Genomic DNA, 20,986 nt, shown 5'->3' on the forward strand with positions numbered 1-20,986 from the left:
GTCCGATTCGGTCGAGGCATAGGCGGAGGCCGCCGCCGGCAGGGGCTTGTCGGTCGCCGCCTCGCCCGCGCTCGGATCGAGGCGCAGGGCATCCGCCGCGACGGGGTCGGAGGCCGGGCCATCGCTCACCTGCACGGATGGCGCGGTGGCGTCGCTCGTCGGGGCGGCGGGCGCCGAGGCCGGTTGCGGGTTGCGGATCTCGACGGCGTCGCCGGGCCGCGCCAGCAGCACGGGGCCGGACAGAGCGAGCCCGAGGAGCAGGGGCAGGGAGCGGGCGGGGAACGCCATGATGTGAGACACCCCGACTCGGAGGCCAAGCCTTAAGCTGGGCTCCGGTCCGTTAAGATGGCATTAACTGCGCAAGCGAAGCGTTTGCGCGCGGGCAGACGAGGGCCTATGTCTCGCGCGTCCCGTCGGCGCCGGAGCCGCCGGGGCAGGCAAAAAGACCGGCCGGGAACGCCAGGATGACCGATACCCACGCCCGCCTTCGCGGCTCGATGACCGCGCTCGCGACCCCCTTCCGCGATGGCGAGTTCGACGAGGCGGCCTTCCGGAAATTCGTGAACTGGCAGATCGAGCAGGGCACCCACGCCCTGGTGCCGACCGGCACCACCGGCGAGAGCCCGACCCTGAGCCATGCCGAGCACGACCGCGTGGTCGAGAGCTGCATCGCCGAGGCGGCCGGCCGGGTGCCCGTGATCGCGGGAGCCGGCTCGAACTCGACGGCGGAGGCTGTCGCGCGGGCGCGTCATGCGGAAGCCGCGGGCGCGGACGCGGTGCTCATCGTCACGCCCTACTACAACAAGCCGACGCAGGACGGGATGTACGCCCACTTCAAGGCGGTGAACGACGCCGTCGGCATCCCGATCATCATCTACAACATCCCCGGCCGGTCCGTGGTCGACATGAGCGTCGACACCATGAAGCGGCTGTTCGAGTTGAAGAACATCGCCGGCGTGAAGGATGCCACGGCCAAGATCGACCGTGTCAGCCTCCAGCGGCAGGCTTTGGGAGAAGGTTTCATCCAGCTTTCTGGCGAAGATGCGACGGCGCTCGGCTTCAATGCCCATGGCGGGCACGGCTGCATCTCGGTGGTATCGAACGTCGCACCCCGGCTCTGCGCCGATCTTCAGGAGGCATCGCTGTCGGGCGACTACGCCAAGGCGCTGTCGATCCAGGACCGGCTGATGCCGCTGCACGTGCAGATGTTCTACGAATCGAACCCGGTGCCGGCGAAGTACGCGCTCTCGCGCCTCGGCCTGATGTCGGAGGAGGTGCGCCTGCCGCTGGTGCCGGCGACCGAGGGCTGCCGCAAGGCGGTCGATGCGGCGCTCGCCCATGCGGGGCTGATCTGACCGGCCCGATTCGAGACGGCGAGGGGTCGTCTACGTCCCCTCGCTGACCCATATCGCGGAGCCGTCCTCCGCCTGACGCTCGAGACGTTTCCAAGAAGAGATGGCACCGAAACCCGAACCCGGCCGGCGCGTCGTCGCCGACAACCGTTCCGCCCGCTACCACTACGCGATCGAGGACGTCATCGAGGCCGGCATCGCGCTGACCGGCACCGAGGTGAAATCCCTGCGCGGCGGCAAGGCGACCATCGGTGAATCCTATGCCGGGCCGTCCGGCAACGACCTGATGTTGTTCAACGCCTATATTCCGGAATACCTGGAGGCGAACCGCTTCAATCACGACACCAAGCGGCCGCGCCGCCTGCTGCTGCATCGCCGCCAGATCAACAAGCTGATCGGGGCGACACAGCGCCAGGGCTATACGGTGATCCCGTTGAAGATCTACTTCAACGACAAGGGCCGGGCGAAGGTCGAACTCGGGCTCGGCAAGGGCAAGCAGCTCCACGACAAGCGCGAGAGCGTCAAGGAGCGCGACTGGCAGCGCGACAAGGCCCGCCTGATGCGCGACAAGGGCTGATTCGGCCCCGCTTCACCACGACGACCCAACCGACCATCCCCATCCCGAGGTGCCGCGAGAGCTGACCTTGGGATGGGGGAGGCGGCGCGCCGGCCTTTTGGTTTTCAGACTCAATCCGGTCGATCCGGTCGGGATGGCGGATTTGGGCTTCGCTCGAACGCCGCGCGGGCTGGCTGAGACGCACCCCGCTCCGATCAAGCGGATTCGTCTCAGACCTCGGCTTCGTCGTCGGACGAACCGGGACGGATGCCGTAGCGGCTCTCCAGACCGGGATTGGCGCGGGGCGCGCGGTCGGCGAAATCGCCGCGGGCACGGGGGCCGTCACCCGGCGCACGCGCCTGACGCTCGCTCGGATCGCGACCGATGCGGTTGGCGAGATGGGCCAGATCGACGAACTCATCGGCCTGCCGCCGCAGGTCGTCGGCGATCATCGCGGGCTGGGTCTGGATCGTCGAGACGACGGAGACGCGCACGCCGCGGCGCTGAATCGCCTCGACCAGGGAACGGAAATCGCCGTCACCAGAGAACAGCACCATGTGATCGATATAGGGCGCGAGTTCGAGCGCATCGATGGCGAGCTCGATATCCATATTGCCCTTGATCTTGCGGCGACCGGCGGAATCGGTGAACTCCTTCACCGGCTTCGTCACGACCCGGTAGCCGTTATAGTCGAGCCAGTCGATCAGCGGGCGGATCGAGGAATATTCCTGATCCTCGATCATGGCCGTATAATAAAAAGCCCGGATCAGGTTATCGCGATTCTGAAAATCCTTGAGCAGCCGCTTATAATCAATATCGAAGCCGAGTGCTTTCGTCGTCGCGTACAGATTGGCGCCGTCGATAAAAATCGCGGTGCGTTGTTTGTCGCTCATCGATTGACCCATGTTCTGGAGATTAAAGATAATGCGATTGCGCAGAAATTGACAAATTTAAGCTATTGAATCGAAATCTACGACCGCAACAAATGAGTCACCGGACACCCTCACGCTAACAGCCTTCGATTGTCTTGGCCTGTCATTACAGTGAGAGTTTGGGCAGCGCCACGACGGCCGGCAGTGCCAAACCGGATCCTGCGAAAGTGTCAGCCCGACGATGGATCCGACGGCGCTCCGTCGTGGCGGAGGAGAAAGTTTCTGTCAAGCACCACGAAGAGTTAGGGCGACATAAGGCCCGACAACACTACAATCCATCATCCTCGACGACAGGACATTCTTCCTGAAGTATTTTCCGCTTAAGTTGTATATTGAAGCAAAAACAACCCGATCATATAATTATAGCTAAAGTTGCCATCCGCAAAACTTTACATTGGCTATTCGTCCTGATCCGGCAGCCCCGGCCCACACCCCGCGGGCGCCGGGGCGCTCGTGACAGTCTCAGGGCTTACCCATGGCGCGGCTGCCCGGCTTGACCGGAGGAATAGCCGCGAGTTCCGGGGGTAGGGCGTCCGGGGAGTAGGTCGGGATATCGAGGGTGACGAGGGAGACGAGCGGCAGGCCGATCTCGCCGCGGCCGCCGGAGCGGTCGATCAGGCAAGCAGCACCGATCACCTCACCGGCCTCGTCCTTCAGGGAGGCGAGGCATTCCCGGGCCGAGAGGCCGGTCGTGACGATGTCCTCGACGATGACGGCGCGGGTGCCGGCGGGAATCGAGAAGCCTCGGCGCAGGGTGAAGGGGCCGCCGGGGTCGCGCTCGACGAAGATCGCCTTGGCGCCGAGGTGGCGGGCAGTCTCGTAGCCTGGAATGATGCCGCCGATGGCCGGCGAGACCACGATGTCGATCTTGCCGAAGCGGGCGGTGAGGGTCTCGGCCAGAGCGCGGCAGAGCCGCTCCGTCCGCGCCGGATCGGAGAAGATCGTCATCTTCTGCAGGAAGGTCGGTGAGCGCAGCCCGGAACTGAGGATGAAGTGCCCCTGCAGCAGGGCGCCCGCGGAGCGGAACTCTTCGAGGACTTCTTCCGACGTCATGGCCACCAGCTCGCCGACCCGTATCCCGCCGCTTCTTGCAGGCCTGCATGCAAGTCGCAAGCGCGCCGTTCGGGCCCGCCTATCCGTTGACGCGCTCGACGCGGCTGACCGAGCGCTTGCCGCGCAGATCGGCGATGATGGCGGTCAGGTGCTTCAGATCCGGCACCGAGAGATCGATTGCGATATCGGTGAAGTCCTGTGTCCGGCGGCGCATCGAGACGTTGTCGATATTGCCGTCATGCTCGGCGATGACCTGGGCGATCTGGGCCAGCGTGCCGGGCTCGTTGATCGATTCGAGGGCGATCTTGGCGGGGAAGCGTTCCTGCGAGCCCTCCACGTCCCAGCGCACGTCGAGCCAGCGCTCGGGCTCGTTGTCGAAGGCCGCGAGCGCCGTCGACTGGATCGGGTAGATCGTCACGCCCACACCGGGGGTGAGAATGCCGACGATGCGATCCCCCGGCACGGCGCCGCCATTCGGCGCGAAGCTCACCGGCAGGTCGCCCGCGAGCCCCCGGATCGGGATGCCGCCCGGCGCGGGCGTGCCGTCGGCCTCCGCCGAGAAGGTCAGCCGCATGGTCTGGTCCTTGGACCGGCTGAGCCGCCCCGCCGCCCCGTTGGCCGCCGGGCCGCCGCTCGATCCAGGGCGGCGCTCGTCCTTGAAATCGGGATAGACCGCCTTCACCACGTCGCCGGAGAACATCTCGCCCCGGCCGACGGCGGCGAACACATCCTCCGTGCTGCCGCGGGCGAGACGGGGCAGGGCGCCGCGCAGTTTCTCTTCCGAAAAGCTCTTGCCCGCCCGCTCGAAGGCCCGATCGAGGATCTGACGGCCGAGCCCGGCATATTGCCGCCGCACGGCGGCGCGGGTCGCCCGCCGGATCGCCGCCCGCGCCTTGCCGGTGACGACGAGGGATTCCCAGGCGGCCGGCGGCGAGGCGCCGTCGGAGCGGGCGATCTCGACCTCGTCGCCATTGGCGAGTTCGTGGAGGAGGGGGGCGAGGCGCCCGTTGATCTTGGCGCCCACCGCCGTGTTGCCGACATCGGTATGCACCGCGTAGGCGAAGTCGATCGGCGTGGCGCCCCGGGGCAGGGCGATCAGGCGCCCCTTGGGCGTGAAGCAGAAGACTTGGTCCTGGAACAGCTCCAGCTTGGTGTGCTCCAGGAACTCCTCCGGCGAATCGCCCTCGGCCAGGAGTTCGATGGTGCGGCGCAGCCATTGATAGGCTCCGCTCTCGGTGGCGAGGCGGGGATGCACCTCGGCCTCGCCGCCCTCGGCCGAGGCCTCCTTGTAATGGGCGTGGGCGGCGATGCCGTATTCGGCGATCTCGTCCATCTCGGCGGTGCGGATCTGAAGTTCGACGCGCTGGCGCTTGGGCCCGATCACCGTGGTGTGGATCGAGCGGTAATCGTTCTGCTTCGGGGTCGAGATGTAATCCTTGTAGCGGCCCGGCACCATCGGCCAGCCGGTATGGACGACCCCGAGGGCGGCGTAGCAATCGGCGAGGGTGGCGACGATCACCCGGAAGCCGACGATGTCGGACAATTGCTCGAAGGCGACCGACTTGCGCTCCATCTTCGACCAGATCGAGAACGGCTTCTTGAGCCGCCCCTTCACCTGCGCCGTGATGCCCCGGGCGGCGAGGCGGGCGGTGAGATCCTGCTCGATGCTCTCGATGACGCTGCCGGATTTCGCCGAGAGGTCCTCCAGCCGCCTGGTGATGGTCTCGTAGACCTCGGGCTTGAGAGTGCGGAAGGAGAGATCCTCCAGTTCGTCGCGCAGCTCCTGCATACCCATGCGGCCGGCGAGCGGCGCGTAGATGTCGAGGGTCTCCTCGGCGATCCGCGCGCGCTTGTCGTCCCGCATGAAGTGGAGCGTGCGCATGTTGTGCAGGCGGTCGGCGAGCTTGACGAGCAGCACCCGCACGTCCTCGGCCACGGCCAGCAGCAGCTTGCGGAAATTCTCGCCCTGCACCGCCCGCTTCGACACGAGATCGAGGCGCTTGAGCTTGGTCAGGCCATCGACCAGCGCGCCGATCTCCGACCCGAAGATCTCGCGGATCTCGTCGAGGGTGGCGGCGGTGTCCTCCACCGTATCGTGCAGCACCGCCGCGACGATGGTGGCGTCGTCCAGGCGCAGGTCGGTGAGGATCGCGGCGACTTCGAGGGGATGGGCGAAGAACGGATCGCCGGAGGCGCGCTTCTGCGTCCCGTGCGCCCGCATGGCGTAGACGTAGGCGCGGTTGAGGAGCGCTTCGTTCGCGGCCGGATTGTAGCGCTTGACCCGCTCCACGAGTTCGTACTGGCGCATCATCCGCCGAAGGATCCTGCTCTCAATCGGTTAGGGAAGACGGCCGGCACGGCCGCTGTCGTCGCGCGACAGCTTCCTGCATCGGCGGCGTTTCCGCCAGACCCATGGCGTCGCGGAGGAAGCGCAGCTGTGCGATTCGCCCTGCGCCGATTGCACGACGCATGGCGCGTCATCGGCCAGCAAAACGCCCGCCGCTCGATCCAACGAGGGCGGGCGCGAAATCGCGGGATCGACGGGGCGCGAGACTTACTCGCCCTCGTCGTCCGTCTCGGTCGGCGGAGCCAGGTTCTCCAGGCCGCGCAGGAGGTCTTCCTCGCTCATGCGGTCGAACTGCACGTCCTTGTCGTCGGACGAGGATTGCGGCGCCACGGCGGCGGCGGCGGGCGAACTCGACAGCAGCGGCACGGTCTCGGCCTCGGGCTCGTCCACCTCGACGTATTTCTGCATCGAGTGGATCAGCTGCTCCTTGAGATCCTCGGCGGTGATGGTCTCGTCGCCGATCTCGCGCAGGGCCACGACCGGGTTCTTGTCGCGGTCGCGCTCGACGGTGAGCGGGGCGCCGGCGGCGAGCAGGCGGGCGCGGTGGCTGGCGAGCAGGACCAGCTCGAAGCGGTTCTCGACCTTCTCGATGCAGTCTTCGACGGTGACGCGAGCCATGCGAGGCGGCTCCTTCCTCAGGCGCGGGAACGAACGATGTGCGTGATGAACGGGCTTCCTACACCGGTTGCCGCTCCGCAACAAGCCGGTGCGAACGGGCCCATTCCCGTCCCCTGTCATCGAGGGTCACCATCGTCCGGCCGGTTGAGAATTCGTCCTCCCCGGTCCACATGGAAAGCGGTGCCGGCCTCGAGCCGGCTCCGATCCCGGCCGGCCTTGAACCGGCGCCAGCGGACCCGAGGATTTTCCGCCATGTTCATCCAGACCGAAGCCACGCCGAACCCCGCCACGCTGAAGTTCCTGCCCGGCCGCGTGGTTCTGACCGAGGGGACCTTCGAGGCCCGCGACGCGTCGAGCGCCGAGCGCTCGCCCCTGGCCAGCGCCCTGTTCGCGGTGCCCGGCGTGTCCGGCGTCTATTTCGGACACGACTTCATCTCGGTCACCAAGGCCGACGGCGTGAACGAGTGGCCGCAGGTGAAGCCCGCCGTGCTCGGCGCGATCATGGACCACTTCCAGTCCGGCCGCCCGGTCCTCGCCGAGGGCACGGCGCTGGCCGAGGACGATGCGGAGGAGTTCTACGACGAGGCCGACCACGACACGGTGGCGACCATCAAGGATCTTCTCGAGACCCGTGTGCGCCCGGCGGTGGCGGGCGATGGCGGCGACATCACCTTCCGCGGCTATCGCGACGGGATCGTCTATCTCGAGATGAAGGGCGCCTGCTCGGGCTGTCCGTCCTCCACAGCGACGCTTCGCCAGGGCGTGCAGAACCTGTTCCGCCACTTCCTGCCCTCCGTGCGGGAAGTCCAGGCGGTCTGACGTTCGACCGGGCCTCCCTGGCAGCGGTGCAACACCGCCACGCTTCCGTGAGGGCGGCGGCGGCGGATGCACTGACGTGGGCCGGGGTTTCGTCTTAAAGATAGCCGGATGGCGGGCGGTGTGGCCCGCCCCGGATGGAATCGACGGTTTGCGGATCCTTGCCATCGATACGGCGCTCGAAGCCTGCGCCGCCTGCGTGGCCACCGACGACAGCGACGACCTGCTCGCCGAGGAGTCGATGGCGCTCACCCGCGGCCATGCCGAGGCGCTGCTGCCGCTGATCGAGCGGGTGATGGCCCGGGTCGAGGGCGGTTTCGAGGGGCTGGCGCGGGTCGCGGTGACCGTCGGCCCCGGCAGCTATACCGGCCTGCGCGTCGGCCTCTCCGCCGCCCGCGCCATCGGGCTCGCCGCCGACATCCCCGTGGTCGGCGTCACCACCCTCTCGGCCCTGCTCGCGCCGCAGCTCGCCCTCAACGGCGAGGACATGATCGTCGCGGCGATCGATGCGCGCCACGGCGCCGTCTACCTGCAGGCGATGAGCGTGGCGGAAGGGGTGGTGATCCCGCCCCGCCATGTCAGCCTGGAACAGGCGGTGGGCCTGCTCGGCGGGCGCCGGGCGATCCTCACCGGCTCGGGGGCACCGGGGCTCGCCGCGGCGGCCGGAACGGCCGGACTGTCGGTCGAGGTGGCCGAGACCGGGGCGCCGCAGATCGCCTGGGTCGCCTCCCTCGGGCTCGTGGCCGATCCGGAGCAGGCCTTGCCCCGCCCCCTCTACCTGCGCGGACCGGATGCCCAGCCGCAGGATCATGCGAGGCTCGCCCGGGCATGACACGGACCGTTTCCCCGTTCTGGCCGCTCGATTGGTGGTCTGCGTGGTGGGACGCCTGGGGCTCGCTGCCCTACGTGGCCCCCCTGCGCGATGCCGGGCAAGCGGGTGCCCTGGAAAAGCTCCATGCCACCGCTTTCGCCCGCCCCTGGGCCGCCCACGAATTCGAGCGGCTGCTGTGCGAGCGCTCCACCGAAGCCCATGCCCTGCGCCGGGCCAACGCGCTCCTCGGCTTCGTGCTGTCGCGCAAGGCGGCGGACGAGGCCGAGATCCTCACCATCGTGCTGGCCCCCTCCGCCCGCGGCGGCGGCCACAGCCACCGGCTCCTGCGGGAGCACCTCACCGCGCTGACCTTCGCCGGCATCCGCACGGTCCATCTCGAGGTCGACGAGGGCAACGCCCCCGCCCTGAAGCTCTATACCCGCCACGGCTTCCTGAAGGTCGGCGAGCGCAAGGGCTATTACCCGCTGCCCGACGGCAGCCGGGCGACGGCGCTGACCATGAGCGCGACGCTGTCGTGACGCCTCACCGGCCTCTCGCCCCCCGATGACGCGGGTCGGCATCGCCCTGCGCCTCGCCCTCCAGGCGCTCGTCTTCGCGCTCGTGATCGGGCCGCACTGGCTCAGCCTGCGCTTCGGCCGCGGGCGGCTGGCGGCATGGATCCCGGTGCTGTTCCACCGCCTGTTCCTGCGCCTGTTCGCGGTGCGGGTGACGCAGAGCGGGACGCCGCCGCCGCCCGGCGAACCGGCCCTGGTCCTCTCCAACCACGTCTCCTGGCTCGACATCGTCGCCCTCGGATCGCTCCGCCCGCTCTCCTTCGTGGCGAAATCCGAGATCGAGGGCTGGCCGCTGATCGGCACGCTGGCCAAGCTTCAGCGCACCGTCTTCATCGAGCGGGCCAAGCGCGCGGCGACCGCGAGCGTCAACGCCACGGTCGGGCAGCGGCTGGCGGACGGCGACCTCATCGTCCTGTTCGCCGAGGGCACCACCGGCGACGGCCTGCATCTCCTGCCGTTCCGCTCCTCCCTGGTGGGCGCCGCGCGGGCGGCCCTCACCGCCGAGACCGGGGGCCTCGCCCGCATCCGGCTGCAGCCCCTGGCCCTGAGCTACCCGCGCCGCAACGGCCTGCCCGTAACCCGGGCCGAGCGGCCGGAAATCGCATGGTACGGCGACATGGAGCTTGCGCCCCACCTCGCCCTGTTCGCCCAGCGCGGCCCCATCGATGTGCATATCCGCTGGGGCTCGGCCATCGCCTTCGAGGCGGCCACCGACCGCAAGGTCGCCACCGCCCAGGCCGAGGCCGCCGTGCGGCACGCCCTGCGCGAGAGCCGAAAGAGCGTCCCCGCCGGCCTCCCGGCGCCGGTCGCGCCCGGGATCGCCGGGGAGAGCGCCGACGTCTCGGCGCCCGGCATTGCCGCCGTTTGAGCTTCAATCCGGCAGCGGAAACGTCGCCGCCTGCCCGTGGACGGCGCCCGCCTCGTCGATGAGCTGCCAGACCACGCCCTCGGTGACGGGGAAGCGCCGGCCATCCTTCGCCACCCGGATTCCGGCATAGCCCGAGACGAAGCCGTCGCGGACGACCGCGTCGAGCAGGCGCTGGCGCTCGGCCCGCTCCGGCGCCTCCGCCGACAGGCGCGAGGGCATGCCGACGATCTCGTCCCAGGCATAGCCGAAGGCCCGCTGCGCCGCCCGGTTGGCGTAGACGAAGAGCGGGTCGGCGCTGCGATCGTGGGAGAGCACCGCGAAGGGCGCCGAGGCGTAGAGCCAGTCCGGGCCAAGGCCCGGATCGGGGAGGAGGGGCTGCCCGACGAGGCGGCGGTAGCTGCCGGTCAGGAGGGCGAAGAAGTGGGGATCGTCGGCGAGGGTCACGGGCGGATGTTTCACCCTTCGGGATGGATCGTGTCGGCGGGCGAACCGTGCTACAGGGCGGCTCGAACGAACAGTCCCCGAGAGACGCGCCGTCCGCCGGCGGCAGGGTTGCGAACTTGAAGAAAGCCTACGTCAAGTCCTACGGCTGCCAGATGAACGCCTATGACGCCGGCCGCATGGCCGACGTGTTGGCGGCCGAGGGCTACAGCGCGACGGAGTCGGTCGAGGAGGCCGATGTCGTCGTCCTCAACACCTGCCACATCCGCGAGAAGGCCGCCGAGAAGGTCTATTCCGAACTCGGGCGCCTGCGCGTGCTCAAGGGCGAGCGCGCCGAGAGCGGGCAGGACACCCGCATCGTGGTGGCGGGCTGCGTCGCCCAGGCCGAGGGCCGGGAGATTCTGTCGCGCGCACCGGCCGTCGATGTGGTGGTGGGCCCGCAGAGCTATCACCGCCTGCCGGACCTGCTGCGCCAATCGCGCGAAACCCGCGTGGTCGACACCGAATTCCCGGTCGAGGATAAGTTCGACCACCTGCCCGCCCGGCGCAATCGCGGCGTCACCGGCTTTCTCACCGTGCAGGAGGGCTGCGACAAGTTCTGCGCCTTCTGCGTCGTGCCCTATACCCGCGGCGCGGAAGTCTCGCGCTCGGTGGCGGCGGTGGTCGAGGAGGCGCGCCGTCTGGTCGAGGGCGGGGTCCGCGAGATCACCCTGATCGGCCAGAACGTAAACGCCTATCACGGCGAGGGGCCGGACGGCGCACCCTCGACGCTGGGCCGCCTGATGGACGCGCTCAGTGCCGTGCCGGGCTTGGCTCGCCTGCGCTACACCACCAGCCACCCGAACGATTTCGCCGACGACCTCATCCGCGCCCACGCCACCAACCCGCTGGTGATGCCCTACCTGCACCTGCCGGTGCAGTCGGGCGCGGACCGCATCCTCCAGGCCATGAACCGCCGCCATACCGGCGACGATTACCGCCGGCTGATCGCCCGCATCCGCGAGGCACGGCCCGACATCGCCCTGTCGTCGGACTTCATCGTCGGCTTCCCCGGCGAGACCGATGCCGATTTCGCCGACACCATGCGGCTCGTCTCCGAGACCGGCTTCGCGGCGGCCTTCTCCTTCAAGTACAGCCCCCGGGCCGGCACCCCCGCCGCCGAGCGGGAGGACGCGGTGCCGGAGGCGGTGAAGACCGAGCGGCTGGCCGCCCTGCAAGCCCTGCTCGACGCCCAGCGCCACGCCTTCAACGAGGCGGCGGTCGGCACCGTCACCGAGATCCTGGTTGAGAAGACCGGCCGGCATCCGGGGCAGGTGGCGGGCAAGACGCCGCATCTCCAGGCGGTGCAGTTCGATGCCAGCCCCTCCACCATCGGCACGCTCGTGCCGGTGCGCATCGTCCGCTCGGGCTCGAACAGCCTGTTCGGCGAGGTGCTGGAGGGTGCGGCGGCGGCGGCCTGACCCTATATCAAGGTCCTCACCATCTCGGGATCATCGCGTGCCGATTGACGTTGCGTCCGCCCGTGGCCCTGCCGGCCGCAACACCCGCCCCGCTCCGGGGCGCCCCGGCCTCGCCGAAACCGTCGAGGTGTCCCTGACCTTCGACGACAACCGCCTCGCCAGCCTGGTCTTCGGCCAGTACGATCAGAACGTCGCCCATATCGAGCGGCGCCTCGGCATCACCGGCACGGCCCTCGGCAACCATCTCGTCGTCAAGGGCGCGCCCGAGGCCGCCGAGAAGGCGCGGCGGGTGTTCGAGCGGCTCTATGCCCGGGTGCAGAAGGGCGGCACGACCCTGACCCTCGGCGATGTGGACGGGGTGATCCAGGAGGTCACCCTCCAGGGCAACCTGTTCCCCTCCGCCGAGATCGTGGCCGATCCCGGCCGGGAGCAGTTCGAGCAGATCGCCACCCGCAAGCGCGGCGGCGTGCGGGCCCGCAACGTGGCCCAGAGCGATTACATCAAGCTCCTGCGCGCCAACGAACTCGTCTTCGCCGAGGGCCCGGCCGGCACCGGCAAGACCTGGCTCGCGGTCGGCCACGCGGTCTCGCTCTTGGAGCAGGGCCATGCCGAACGCCTGATCCTGTCGCGTCCGGCGGTCGAGGCCGGCGAGCGCCTCGGCTTCCTGCCTGGCGACATGCGCGAGAAGGTCGATCCCTATCTGCGCCCGATCTACGACGCGCTCTACGATTTCATGGAAGCACGCCACGTCGATCGCGGCCTCCAGACCGGCATCATCGAGATCGCGCCGCTCGCCTTCATGCGCGGCCGCACGCTGACCAATGCCGTGGTGCTGCTGGACGAGGCGCAGAACACCACCTCGATGCAGATGAAGATGTTCCTGACGCGGCTCGGCGAGAACTCACGCATGATCATCACCGGCGATCCGAGCCAGATCGATCTGCCGCCGGGCCAGAAATCCGGGCTGGTGGAGGCGGTCAACGTGCTCGACGGCGTCGAGGGCATCGGCCGGGTGCGCTTCCGCGACGTCGACGTGGTGCGCCACGACCTCGTGCGCCGCATCGTCACCGCCTACGAGGCCGCCGCCCACGGCGAGGCGGAGGCCGACCGCAACCCGAATCCGCGGCGCCGGCCGCTGGCGTGACTTCCGAACCGACGACCATGACCGAGAACGAGATCGACATCGCCGTCGAGGATGGGCGCTGGGAAGCGGCCATCCCTGACCTGGAAGGGTTCGTGCTGCGGGCCGTCGAGGCCGGATTGGACATTCTGCCCGATTCGGCCGGGGGACCGGTCGAGGTGAGCGTGTTGCTGGCCGACGACGCCACCGTCCAGACCCTGAACCGCACGTGGCGGAACAAGGATAAACCCACCAACGTATTGTCGTTTCCAGCCGCGGAGCAGCCGCTCCAGCCCGGCATGGCCCGGCCGCTGGGCGACGTCGTTCTTGCGTATGACACGCTCGTGCGCGAGAGTGAGGAACAGTCGAAAGCGTTCGAGCACCATTTCGCCCACCTCCTCGTCCATGGCACCCTTCACCTTCTCGGACAGGACCATGAGACCGGCGAGGCCGAGGCCGATGCCATGGAAGCCCTTGAGATCGCCGCGCTTCGCACCCTCGGCGTCCCGAACCCTTACGACGACTGAGTCCCGGCACTCCCGCCGCATCCAACCCAGAGACCCATGACCAACGACCGAAGTCGCGGCGCGGCCCTGGCCGCGCCAGCCGCGGACGCCGAACCTCCCCCACGCGAGGCGTGGTACGATCGTCTGCTGAACGTCTTCCACCTGCGTCCGCGCGAGTCCCTGCGCACCGACATCGAGGAGGCCCTGGCCGAGCCCGACACGGGCGAGGATGCCTTCTCCCCCCTCGAGCGGGCCATGCTCAAGAACGTGCTCGGCCTGCACAAGGTGCGGGTCGACGACGTGATGCTGCCCCGGGCCGACATCGTGGCGGTGTCCATCGACACCAGCCTCGGCGACCTGCTCAAGCTGTTCCGCACCGCCGGCCATTCGCGCTTGCCGGTCTATGGCGAGACCCTCGACGATCCCCGCGGCATGGTCCACATCCGCGACTTCGTCGAATATCTCGCCACCAAGGCGGAGGCGCCGCTCCGCCGGCCGCCGGCCCAGCCCGCCGCCGCCGCAGCGGCCAATGCCGCGACCAAGCCGTCGCCGCGCCCGCGCCGCGCCACCACGTCCCGGAGCGTCCTGCGCGGCCTCGATCTCGGCAAGGTCGATCTCACCGCGACGCTGGCCTCCACCCGGATCCAGCGGCCGGTTCTGTTCGTGCCGCCCTCCATGCCGGCCATCGACCTCTTGGTGCGGATGCAGGCAACGCGCACGCACATGGCTCTCGTCATCGACGAGTATGGCGGCACCGACGGGCTGATCTCGATCGAGGATCTGATCGAGATGGTGGTGGGAGATATCGAGGACGAGCACGACGTGGCCGAGGGCCAGCTCGTCCATCGCCTGGAGGGCGAGACCGAGGCCTATGTCGCCGATGCCCGAGCCGGGCTCGCCGAGGTCTCCGAGACCACCGGCGTCGATCTCGTCGCCGCCGCAGGCGAACTCGCCGAGGAGATCGACACCATCGGCGGCCTGATCGTCACCCTGGCCGGCCGGGTGCCCTCCCGCGGTGAAGTGATCGCCGGCCCCGGCGAGATCGAGTTCGAGGTGCTGGAAGCCGATCCCCGGCGGGTGAAGCGGCTCAAGCTGCAGCGCGCCCCGGCCAAGATCGGCACCGTGGTGCCGCTCGCCCTGCCACCGCCAAGGACGGCACCGCCCGCCGCCGATGCGGCGCAGGCCGCCGATTCCGGCCGGTAAGCGAACGGGACAGGGCAAGAAGCATGACCGTCCCGCTCGGCCTGGAGCATCGTGACGATGCGCCGGCGCCCGGCTCCGGCTCGCGCTCGGGTGCGGCGCGGATCGGCCCGCTCGAAGCGCTCGTGCATCGGATCATCCTGAGCCAGGGCTGGGAGCGGCTGGCGCTGGCCGTCACGGCCGGCACCCTCGGGGCGCTCGCCATGCCGCCCTACGGGCTGTTCCCGGCGCTGATCCTGTCGCTCTCCGTCGCCGTCTGGCTGATCGACGGCGCGGCGATCGGCAGTTCCGGGCGTCGGACGGTCCTCGTCTGCGCCGGGATCGGCTGGGCCTGGGGCTTCGGCTATTGCACCGCCGGGCTGTGGTGGCTCGGCGCCGCCTTCCTCGTCGAGGCCGACCAGTTCGCCTGGGCCATGCCGCTCGGCGTCGTCGGCCTTCCCGCCGTGCTCGCCCTGTTCTTCGCCCTCGGCTTCGCCGCCGCCCGGCTGGTCTGGTCCCGGGGCGCGAGCCGGATCGCCGCGCTCGCCTTCGGCCTCGCCGGCGCCGAATGGCTGCGCGGCCACGTGCTCACGGGCTTTCCCTGGAACACGCTCGGCATGGCCCTGGGGAGCAACCTCTGGACCATGCAGGCGGCCTCGGTGGTCGGCCTCTACGGCCTGACCTTGCTCGCCGTGCTGATCGCCGCCGCACCGGCCACCCTCGCCACCGGCACGACGGCGCGGGAACGCCTCGTGCCGGCCCTCGCCGCGCTCGCCGCGCTGGCGGGCCTTGCCGCCTACGGCGCGTGGCGCCTGCCCACCAGCCCCGACCCGACGGTGGCCGGAGTGCGCCTGCGCCTGATCCAGCCGAACGTTCCCCAGGACGAGAAGTTCGGCACGGCGATGCGCGATCAGATCGTCGGCCATTATCTCGAACTCAGCGACCGGGCGGTCTCGCCCGACCGCACCGGGATCGCCGACGTCACCCACCTGATCTGGCCCGAATCCGCCTTCCCGTTCCTGATCCAGCGCGATCCCGAGGCCCTGGGTCGGATCGGAGCGGCCCTGCCGGAGGGCAAGCAACTCATCGTCGGCGCGGCGCGGGTGCGCGAACCGCCGGAGGGCCAGCGCCTGACCCGTGAGAACGCGGTGTTCTTCAACTCCATCCTGACCATCGGCGGGGGCGGGCGCCTTGGCGAGCTCTACGACAAGGTCCATCTCGTGCCCTTCGGCGAGTATCTGCCGGCGCCGCTCGATGCGATCCTTCGGGCGGTGGGCCTGCGCCAGTTCGTCTCGATTCCCGGCGGCTTCACCGCCGGATCCCGCGAGGGCCAGCGCATCCTCAGCGTTCCCGGCCTGCCGCCGGTGGCGGCCACGCTCTGCTACGAGGCGATCTTCCCCGGCGCGATCCTGCCGCCGGATCCGGCTGCCGGCGTCCCGGCGGTACCGGGGCTGATCCTCAACCTCACCAACGACACGTGGTTCGGCGACACGCCCGGCCCGCGCCAGCATTTCGCCCAGGCCCGGTTGCGGGCGGTGGAGGAGGGGCTGCCGCTGGTGCGCGATGCCAATTCCGGCATCTCGGGGGTAATCGACGGCCATGGCCGGATCACGGCAAGCCTGCCCCTCGGCACCGAGGGCGTGCTCGACGCCGACCTCCCGGCCCGGCTTCCCGGCCGCACGCCCTACGCCACCTTCGGCGACGGGCCGTTCGGGGTCGGGCTGATCGCCTGCCTCCTCGTCGCCCTCGCAGCCCGGCGCCGCCGCTGATGCACGCTCCCGGAACGGACATCGAAGCGCGCCCCGCCCGGCGCCGGTCGACCCTGCTGGTTGCCGTCGCGGTGCTGGCCGCCGCCTTCAACCTGCGGCCGGCGCTCTCCAGCGTCGGGCCGCTGCTCACCGGCATCATCGCCGAAACCGGGCTGTCGGCGGCGGGGGCGGCGGTGCTCACCACGCTGCCAGTGCTCTGCCTCGGCCTCGGGGCGGGGCTCGGCCCCTGGATCATGCGCCGGATCGGGCCCGATGCCGGCGTGCTCGCCGGTCTCCTTGCCGTCGCCCTCGGGCTCGCCCTGCGGGCACCGGGCAGCCTCCCACCGCTCTTCGCGGGTTGCGCCCTCGCGGGCCTCGGCATCGGCCTGGCCAACGTGCTCCTGCCGGTCATGGTCAAGCGCGACTATCCGGCCTCCGCCGGGCGGATGACCGGCCTCTACACGATGACGCTCTGCCTCGGGGCCGCCGCGGGCACCGGCTTGAGCGTCCCCCTGCGGGAGGCGCTGGGCGGCTGGGGCCCGGCCCTCGCTTTGTGGTGCCTGCCGGCCTTCGCCGCGATGCCGGTCTGGCTGCTGCTCGCCCGCCGGCCGTCCCACCAACCGGCGGAGGCCAGGGCCGCCGGCCGGCCCGTCCGCCTGCACCGTGATCCGCTGGCATGGCAGGTCACCGGCTTCATGGGCCTGCAATCCTCCCTCGCCTACATCATGTTCGGCTGGCTGCCGGCCGTGCTGGAGGGCAAGGGCCTTACCCCCCTGGAGGCCGGCTTCACGGCTTCGATCATGATCCTGGGACAGGCGCCGGGCGCCCTCATCGTCGCCACCCTCGCGGCCCGCGGGCGCGACCAGCGCGGGTGGATCGCCGCCACGCTCGCCGTGATCGTGGCGACCTTCCTGATCGCCGCCTTCGGACCCGACGTCACCCTGATTCCTGCTTCCATCGCCCTGGGGCTCGCCCTCGGGGGCATCTTCGGGCTTGGTCTCACGGTGATCGTGCTGCGCGCCCCCGAGGCCGTGACGGCCGGATCGCTCTCGGCCATGGCCCAGGGGATCGGCTATTCCCTGGCCGCCCTCGGGCCCCTCGGCTTCGGCCTTGCCCACGAGGCGAGCGGCGGCTGGGTGCTGCCCTCGATCCTGTTCATCGCCCTCGCCGCCTCGTCCCTCGCCTGCGGGCTCGGTGCCGGCCGCGCCCGGCATGTCGGCCCGCGGCCGTAGGGCAGCTTAGGCTCTCCGGTATCCCCGAGCCGGATGTCGTGCGCCCTGTCCGGCACGCTTCACCAATGCTCCCATGAACAGGCCGGCCCAGCCGCGACATAGAGCCAAACTTGGCCTTAGGATCATGCGGCTTCATCACACGTTCCCAGTACAATGGCCGCTTTTGCCGGTCGATGACCGGTGCAGGCCCTTCTCGCGAGATACAGGGAGCTATGATGAATCGGATGATCCTGGCCTCGGCCGCACTCGTCGGCGCGCTGGCCTATGTGCCGGCGACGGCCGACGCTCGCCCCGTCGGCGGCTCCGGCGGCCTCGGCGGCGGCAATTTCCGCAGCGCCCTCGGCGCCGGCGGCGTCTCCGGCTTCGGTGGCGGATTCCGTGGCGGCGGTGCCGGTCTGGCGGGCGGCGGCTTCCGCGGTGGTGGCGCCGGACTGGCAGGCGGCGGCTTCAGGGGCGGCGGTGCCGGGCTCGGGACCGGCGGCTTTGCCGGCCGCCCCGGTTTCGCCGCCGGCCGTCCCGGCTTCGGCAACGGTGTCGCCGGGGTTCGCCCCGGCTTCGGCAATCGTGGCTGGTACGGCGGTGACCGCTGGCGGAACGCCGGCTGGCGCCGTGGCTACGGCTATGGCGGGGTCGGCCTCGGCTTAGGGCTCGGTGCCGGTCTCGGCCTCGCGGCCGGTGGCCTCTACGGTGCCGGCGCCTACGGCTATCCGGGCTATGGCTACGGATACGGCTACGACGACGGCTACTACGCGCCGGCCGGCTATTACGGCACGGAGACGGTCGAAACGGGCATCGCGCCCGGTGGGGACGACGACGCGATCGCGGAATGCGCCCGCCGCTTCAAGACCTACGATCCGCAGAGCCAGACCTACGTCGTCAGGCGCGGCGTGCGCCGCTCCTGCCCCTAATCGGACGAGGAAGCGCCGAGACCCGGCGCTTCCTCCACGATGCGCTTACCCTGGAAGCAACAGAAACCCCGCCCGACCGTCAGGTCGGGCGGGGCTTTTCATGCCGACAGCCGGTTCACCTTACTCGGCGGCGACCTGCTGCGGGGCGGTGCCACCCTCGGCATAGGTCTCGGCCTGGAGACGCTTGTGCGGGGCGGCGCGGCCCGGCAGCGGCGGCAGGGCCTTGGCCTTCTCCAGATCGATTCCGGCGCCCTCGGCGACGCGACGGCCGTAATCCTCGTCGGCGTGCCAGAAGTGCCAGACCATCCGCAGCTGGATCGGCTCCGGGCACTGCTTCATGTCGGCCACGAGGTTGGCGATCAGGTCCTCGCGCTCCCAATCCTCGAAGGTCCGGTAACGGTGACCCGCCTGGGCGTAATCGTCCTCGGTGCGCGAGGTCTGGTAACGGCCGAGATTGCCGCTCACCGGCTGGTGATACTCTTTCTTCTTCGGCGCCTCGGCGAGCCCCTGGCCGAGCGTCGAGGGCTCGTAGTTGATGTGCTTGTTCGGGCCGGTGCCGTCGACGCCGTAGGTCATCTGGCCGTCGCGCTGGTTCGAATAGACCTTCACGCCGGGCTGCGGCGCGTTGATCGGCAGCTGGAGGTAGTTGGCGCCGACGCGGTAACGCTGCGTGTCCGAGTAGGACAGGGTCCGGCCCTGCAGCATCTTGTCGTCGGAGAAGTCGATGCCGTCGACGAGCACGCCCGTGCCGAAGGCCGACTGCTCGACTTCCGCGAAGAAGTTGTCCGGCACGCGGTCGAGCACCATGCGGCCGCATTTGAGCAGCGGGAACTGGTCCTCGGGCCAGCGCTTCGTGTCGTCGAGCGGATCGAACGACAGGTGGTCGTTGGGGCCGTCGGGCATGATCTGCACGGCGAATTCCCATTCCGGGAAGTTGCCGGCCTGGATGTTGTCGTAGAGGTCACGGGTGGCGTGGCCGACATCCTTGGCCTGGATCTCGGCGGCCTGGGCCGAGGTCAGGTTGCGCACGCCCTGCTTCGGGATCCAGTGGAACTTGCAGAGCACCGCCTCGCCCTGGTCGTTGACCAGCTTGTAGGTGTTGACGCCCGAGCCTTCCATCTCGCGGTAATTGGCCGGGATGCCCCAGGGCGACTTCAGCCACGTCACCATGTGGATCGACTCGGGGTGCTGCGCCACGAAGTCGAAGAAGCGCCATGCCTCCTGGCGGTTCGTCACCGGGTCCGGCTTGAACGCATGGATCATGTCGGGGAACTTGATCGCGTCGCGGATGAAGAAGACCTTGAGGTTGTTGCCCACGAGGTCCCAGTTGCCCTCGACGGTCTTGAACTTCACCGCGAAGCCGCGCGGATCACGCTCGGTCTCCGGCGATTCCTTGGCACCGGCCACGGTGGAGAAGCGCACGAACATCGGCGTCTTCACGCCGGTCTCGTTGAGCACGCGGGCGCGGGTATACTTGGAAGCCGGCTCGTCACCGATCTTGCCATAGGCCTCGAACCAGCCGTGGGCACCGGCGCCGCGGGCATGCACCACGCGCTCCGGGATCCGCTCACGGTCGAAATGGGTGATCTTCTCGATGAACTGGTAGTTCTCGAGGGTCGCCGGGCCCCGCTCGCCGACCGTGCGCGTGCTCTGGTTGTCGCGGACCGGATGGCCCTGGCGGGTCGTCAGAATCGGACGGTTATCGGTCATGCGGTACTCTCTCCTGGGAGTTCGGACGTTTCCGGTGCGACCGGCTCGATCTCGCGCCGAGGGCCCCAGCCTGGAACCATTCTGGCTCGCAGGTATGACCCAGGCATGACCCATTGGCAAATGCATCGTCACAAAGGCTGTGATAGATGCGGCCTATGAATCTCTCCGGCCTGTCCTTGCGCGATCTCGAATATGTTGTGGCGGTTGCCGACGAGGGGCATTTCGGCCGGGCCGCCGAGCGCTGCAACGTGAGCCAGCCGACGCTCTCCGTGCAGGTGCGTAAATTGGAGAACGCGCTCGGGCTCACCTTGTTCGAGCGTTCCAATCGCCGCGTGCTGCTCACGGTGGCGGGGCAGGGCATCGTCCAGCAGGCGCGGGTGGTGCTGGCGGAGGCGCAGCGGTTGCTGGCGCTGGCGGTGGAGGGGCGCGGCTCGCCGCTCACCGGCCGGCTCGTGCTGGCGGCGATCCAGACCCTCGGCCCCTATTATTTCCCCTTCGTGCTGCGGCTGCTGCGCCAGGAATTTCCGCTGCTGACGCTCGCCCTGAGCGAGGCGCGCACCGCCGAGATCCTCGACCGGCTGCGGGACGGCCGCATCGACGCCGCCCTCGTCTCCCTGCCGGTGGCGGCCTCGGGGCTGACGATCTCGCCGCTCTTCGTCGAGCCGTTCCGCCTCGCCTGTCCCGCCGACCACCCCCTGGCCCAGGGCCGGTCTCTTTTACAAAATGGACGCTGCCGCGGAATAGAGAGGGGTTG

At 69.5% G+C, this 20,986-nt stretch carries 20 protein-coding genes and 1 pseudogene; 14 read left to right on the forward strand and 7 right to left on the reverse strand.

Annotated elements, in window-relative coordinates:
• Positions 1-288 (reverse strand): annotated as a pseudogene (locus tag MZTS_RS18325) (lytic transglycosylase domain-containing protein); the annotation flags it as partial.
• Positions 289-464: 176 nt separating this feature from the next.
• Between MZTS_RS18325 and dapA the strand changes: the two are divergent.
• A complete protein-coding gene (gene dapA / locus MZTS_RS18330; RefSeq protein WP_009864637.1) occupies positions 465-1,355 on the forward strand; it encodes a 4-hydroxy-tetrahydrodipicolinate synthase in 891 nt (296 codons plus the stop codon).
• 100 nt (positions 1,356-1,455) lie between these two features.
• Positions 1,456-1,929 carry an SsrA-binding protein SmpB gene (gene smpB, locus MZTS_RS18335; protein WP_091946509.1) on the forward strand — a complete coding sequence of 158 codons (474 nt, stop codon included), beginning with the start codon at positions 1,456-1,458 and terminating at the stop codon, positions 1,927-1,929.
• 209 nt (positions 1,930-2,138) lie between these two features.
• Here the strand turns inward: smpB and MZTS_RS18340 are convergent, their stop codons facing one another.
• The 4 genes from MZTS_RS18340 to rpoZ all read right to left on the reverse strand — a co-directional run bounded on the left by MZTS_RS18340 (position 2,139) and on the right by rpoZ (position 6,858).
• Positions 2,139-2,801 (reverse strand): LabA-like NYN domain-containing protein, encoded by a 663-nt coding sequence (locus tag MZTS_RS18340; RefSeq protein ID WP_192284938.1) that lies wholly within the window; start codon positions 2,799-2,801, stop codon positions 2,139-2,141.
• Positions 2,802-3,302: 501 nt separating this feature from the next.
• A complete protein-coding gene (pyrE, locus tag MZTS_RS18345) occupies positions 3,303-3,893 on the reverse strand; it encodes an orotate phosphoribosyltransferase (RefSeq protein ID WP_192284939.1) in 591 nt (196 codons plus the stop codon).
• Positions 3,894-3,972: 79 nt separating this feature from the next.
• Positions 3,973-6,204 carry a RelA/SpoT family protein gene (locus tag MZTS_RS18350; protein ID WP_192284940.1) on the reverse strand — a complete coding sequence of 744 codons (2,232 nt, stop codon included), beginning with the start codon at positions 6,202-6,204 and terminating at the stop codon, positions 3,973-3,975.
• 243 nt (positions 6,205-6,447) lie between these two features.
• Positions 6,448-6,858, reverse strand: a complete 411-nt coding sequence (gene rpoZ / locus MZTS_RS18355; RefSeq protein WP_012455261.1) for a DNA-directed RNA polymerase subunit omega — start codon at positions 6,856-6,858, stop codon at positions 6,448-6,450.
• Between the two features lie 252 nt (positions 6,859-7,110).
• Here rpoZ and MZTS_RS18360 point away from each other — a divergent pair, with 252 nt between their 5' ends.
• The 4 genes from MZTS_RS18360 to MZTS_RS18375 all read left to right on the forward strand — a co-directional run bounded on the left by MZTS_RS18360 (position 7,111) and on the right by MZTS_RS18375 (position 9,928).
• Positions 7,111-7,677 carry a NifU family protein gene (locus MZTS_RS18360; protein ID WP_192284941.1) on the forward strand — a complete coding sequence of 189 codons (567 nt, stop codon included), beginning with the start codon at positions 7,111-7,113 and terminating at the stop codon, positions 7,675-7,677.
• A 148-nt stretch (positions 7,678-7,825) separates the two neighbouring features.
• Positions 7,826-8,506, forward strand: a complete 681-nt coding sequence (tsaB, locus tag MZTS_RS18365; protein WP_192284942.1) for a tRNA (adenosine(37)-N6)-threonylcarbamoyltransferase complex dimerization subunit type 1 TsaB — start codon at positions 7,826-7,828, stop codon at positions 8,504-8,506.
• Positions 8,503-9,024: a GNAT family N-acetyltransferase gene (locus tag MZTS_RS18370; RefSeq protein WP_009863680.1), complete on the forward strand. Its 522-nt coding sequence runs from the start codon at positions 8,503-8,505 to the stop codon at positions 9,022-9,024. Before tsaB ends, MZTS_RS18370 begins: the two co-directional genes overlap by 4 nt.
• A 25-nt stretch (positions 9,025-9,049) precedes the next feature.
• Positions 9,050-9,928, forward strand: coding sequence for a lysophospholipid acyltransferase family protein (locus MZTS_RS18375; protein WP_192284943.1), 879 nt, complete (start codon positions 9,050-9,052; stop codon positions 9,926-9,928).
• Between the two features lie 3 nt (positions 9,929-9,931).
• Here the strand turns inward: MZTS_RS18375 and MZTS_RS18380 are convergent, their stop codons facing one another.
• The gene (locus MZTS_RS18380; protein WP_192284951.1) at positions 9,932-10,372 is read right to left on the reverse strand and encodes an MEKHLA domain-containing protein; all 441 of its coding nucleotides are present in this window, start codon (positions 10,370-10,372) and stop codon (positions 9,932-9,934) included.
• Positions 10,373-10,488: 116 nt separating this feature from the next.
• Here MZTS_RS18380 and miaB point away from each other — a divergent pair, with 116 nt between their 5' ends.
• The 7 genes from miaB to MZTS_RS18415 all read left to right on the forward strand — a co-directional run bounded on the left by miaB (position 10,489) and on the right by MZTS_RS18415 (position 18,522).
• Complete coding sequence (gene miaB, locus MZTS_RS18385) at positions 10,489-11,829, forward strand: tRNA (N6-isopentenyl adenosine(37)-C2)-methylthiotransferase MiaB (protein ID WP_192284944.1); 1,341 nt, start codon at positions 10,489-10,491, stop codon at positions 11,827-11,829.
• A gap of 37 nt (positions 11,830-11,866) precedes the next feature.
• Positions 11,867-12,973 (forward strand): PhoH family protein, encoded by a 1,107-nt coding sequence (locus tag MZTS_RS18390; protein WP_009866026.1) that lies wholly within the window; start codon positions 11,867-11,869, stop codon positions 12,971-12,973.
• 17 nt (positions 12,974-12,990) lie between these two features.
• A complete protein-coding gene (ybeY, locus tag MZTS_RS18395; protein WP_192284945.1) occupies positions 12,991-13,476 on the forward strand; it encodes an rRNA maturation RNase YbeY in 486 nt (161 codons plus the stop codon).
• Between the two features lie 36 nt (positions 13,477-13,512).
• Complete coding sequence (locus tag MZTS_RS18400) at positions 13,513-14,658, forward strand: hemolysin family protein (protein WP_192284946.1); 1,146 nt, start codon at positions 13,513-13,515, stop codon at positions 14,656-14,658.
• A 23-nt stretch (positions 14,659-14,681) separates the two neighbouring features.
• Entirely contained in the window at positions 14,682-16,403 is a 1,722-nt protein-coding gene (gene lnt / locus MZTS_RS18405; RefSeq protein ID WP_192284947.1) for an apolipoprotein N-acyltransferase, read from the forward strand.
• Complete coding sequence (locus MZTS_RS18410; protein ID WP_192284948.1) at positions 16,403-17,614, forward strand: MFS transporter; 1,212 nt, start codon at positions 16,403-16,405, stop codon at positions 17,612-17,614. Before lnt ends, MZTS_RS18410 begins: the two co-directional genes overlap by 1 nt.
• 215 nt (positions 17,615-17,829) lie before the next feature.
• Positions 17,830-18,522: a BA14K family protein gene (locus MZTS_RS18415; protein ID WP_192284949.1), complete on the forward strand. Its 693-nt coding sequence runs from the start codon at positions 17,830-17,832 to the stop codon at positions 18,520-18,522.
• 120 nt (positions 18,523-18,642) lie between these two features.
• On the opposite strand, the gene MZTS_RS18420 is transcribed toward MZTS_RS18415, so the two are convergent.
• Positions 18,643-20,232, reverse strand: coding sequence for a catalase (locus tag MZTS_RS18420; protein ID WP_192284950.1), 1,590 nt, complete (start codon positions 20,230-20,232; stop codon positions 18,643-18,645).
• A gap of 155 nt (positions 20,233-20,387) precedes the next feature.
• On the opposite strand from MZTS_RS18420, the gene MZTS_RS18425 reads away from it, so the two are divergent.
• The coding region (locus MZTS_RS18425) for a LysR substrate-binding domain-containing protein (protein ID WP_192284952.1) at positions 20,388-20,986 on the forward strand (599 nt) is incomplete at its 3' end.

This window comes from Methylorubrum zatmanii, from assembly GCF_014845115.1.
In the GTDB taxonomy this organism is placed as follows: Bacteria; Pseudomonadota; Alphaproteobacteria; order Rhizobiales; family Beijerinckiaceae; genus Methylobacterium; species Methylobacterium zatmanii.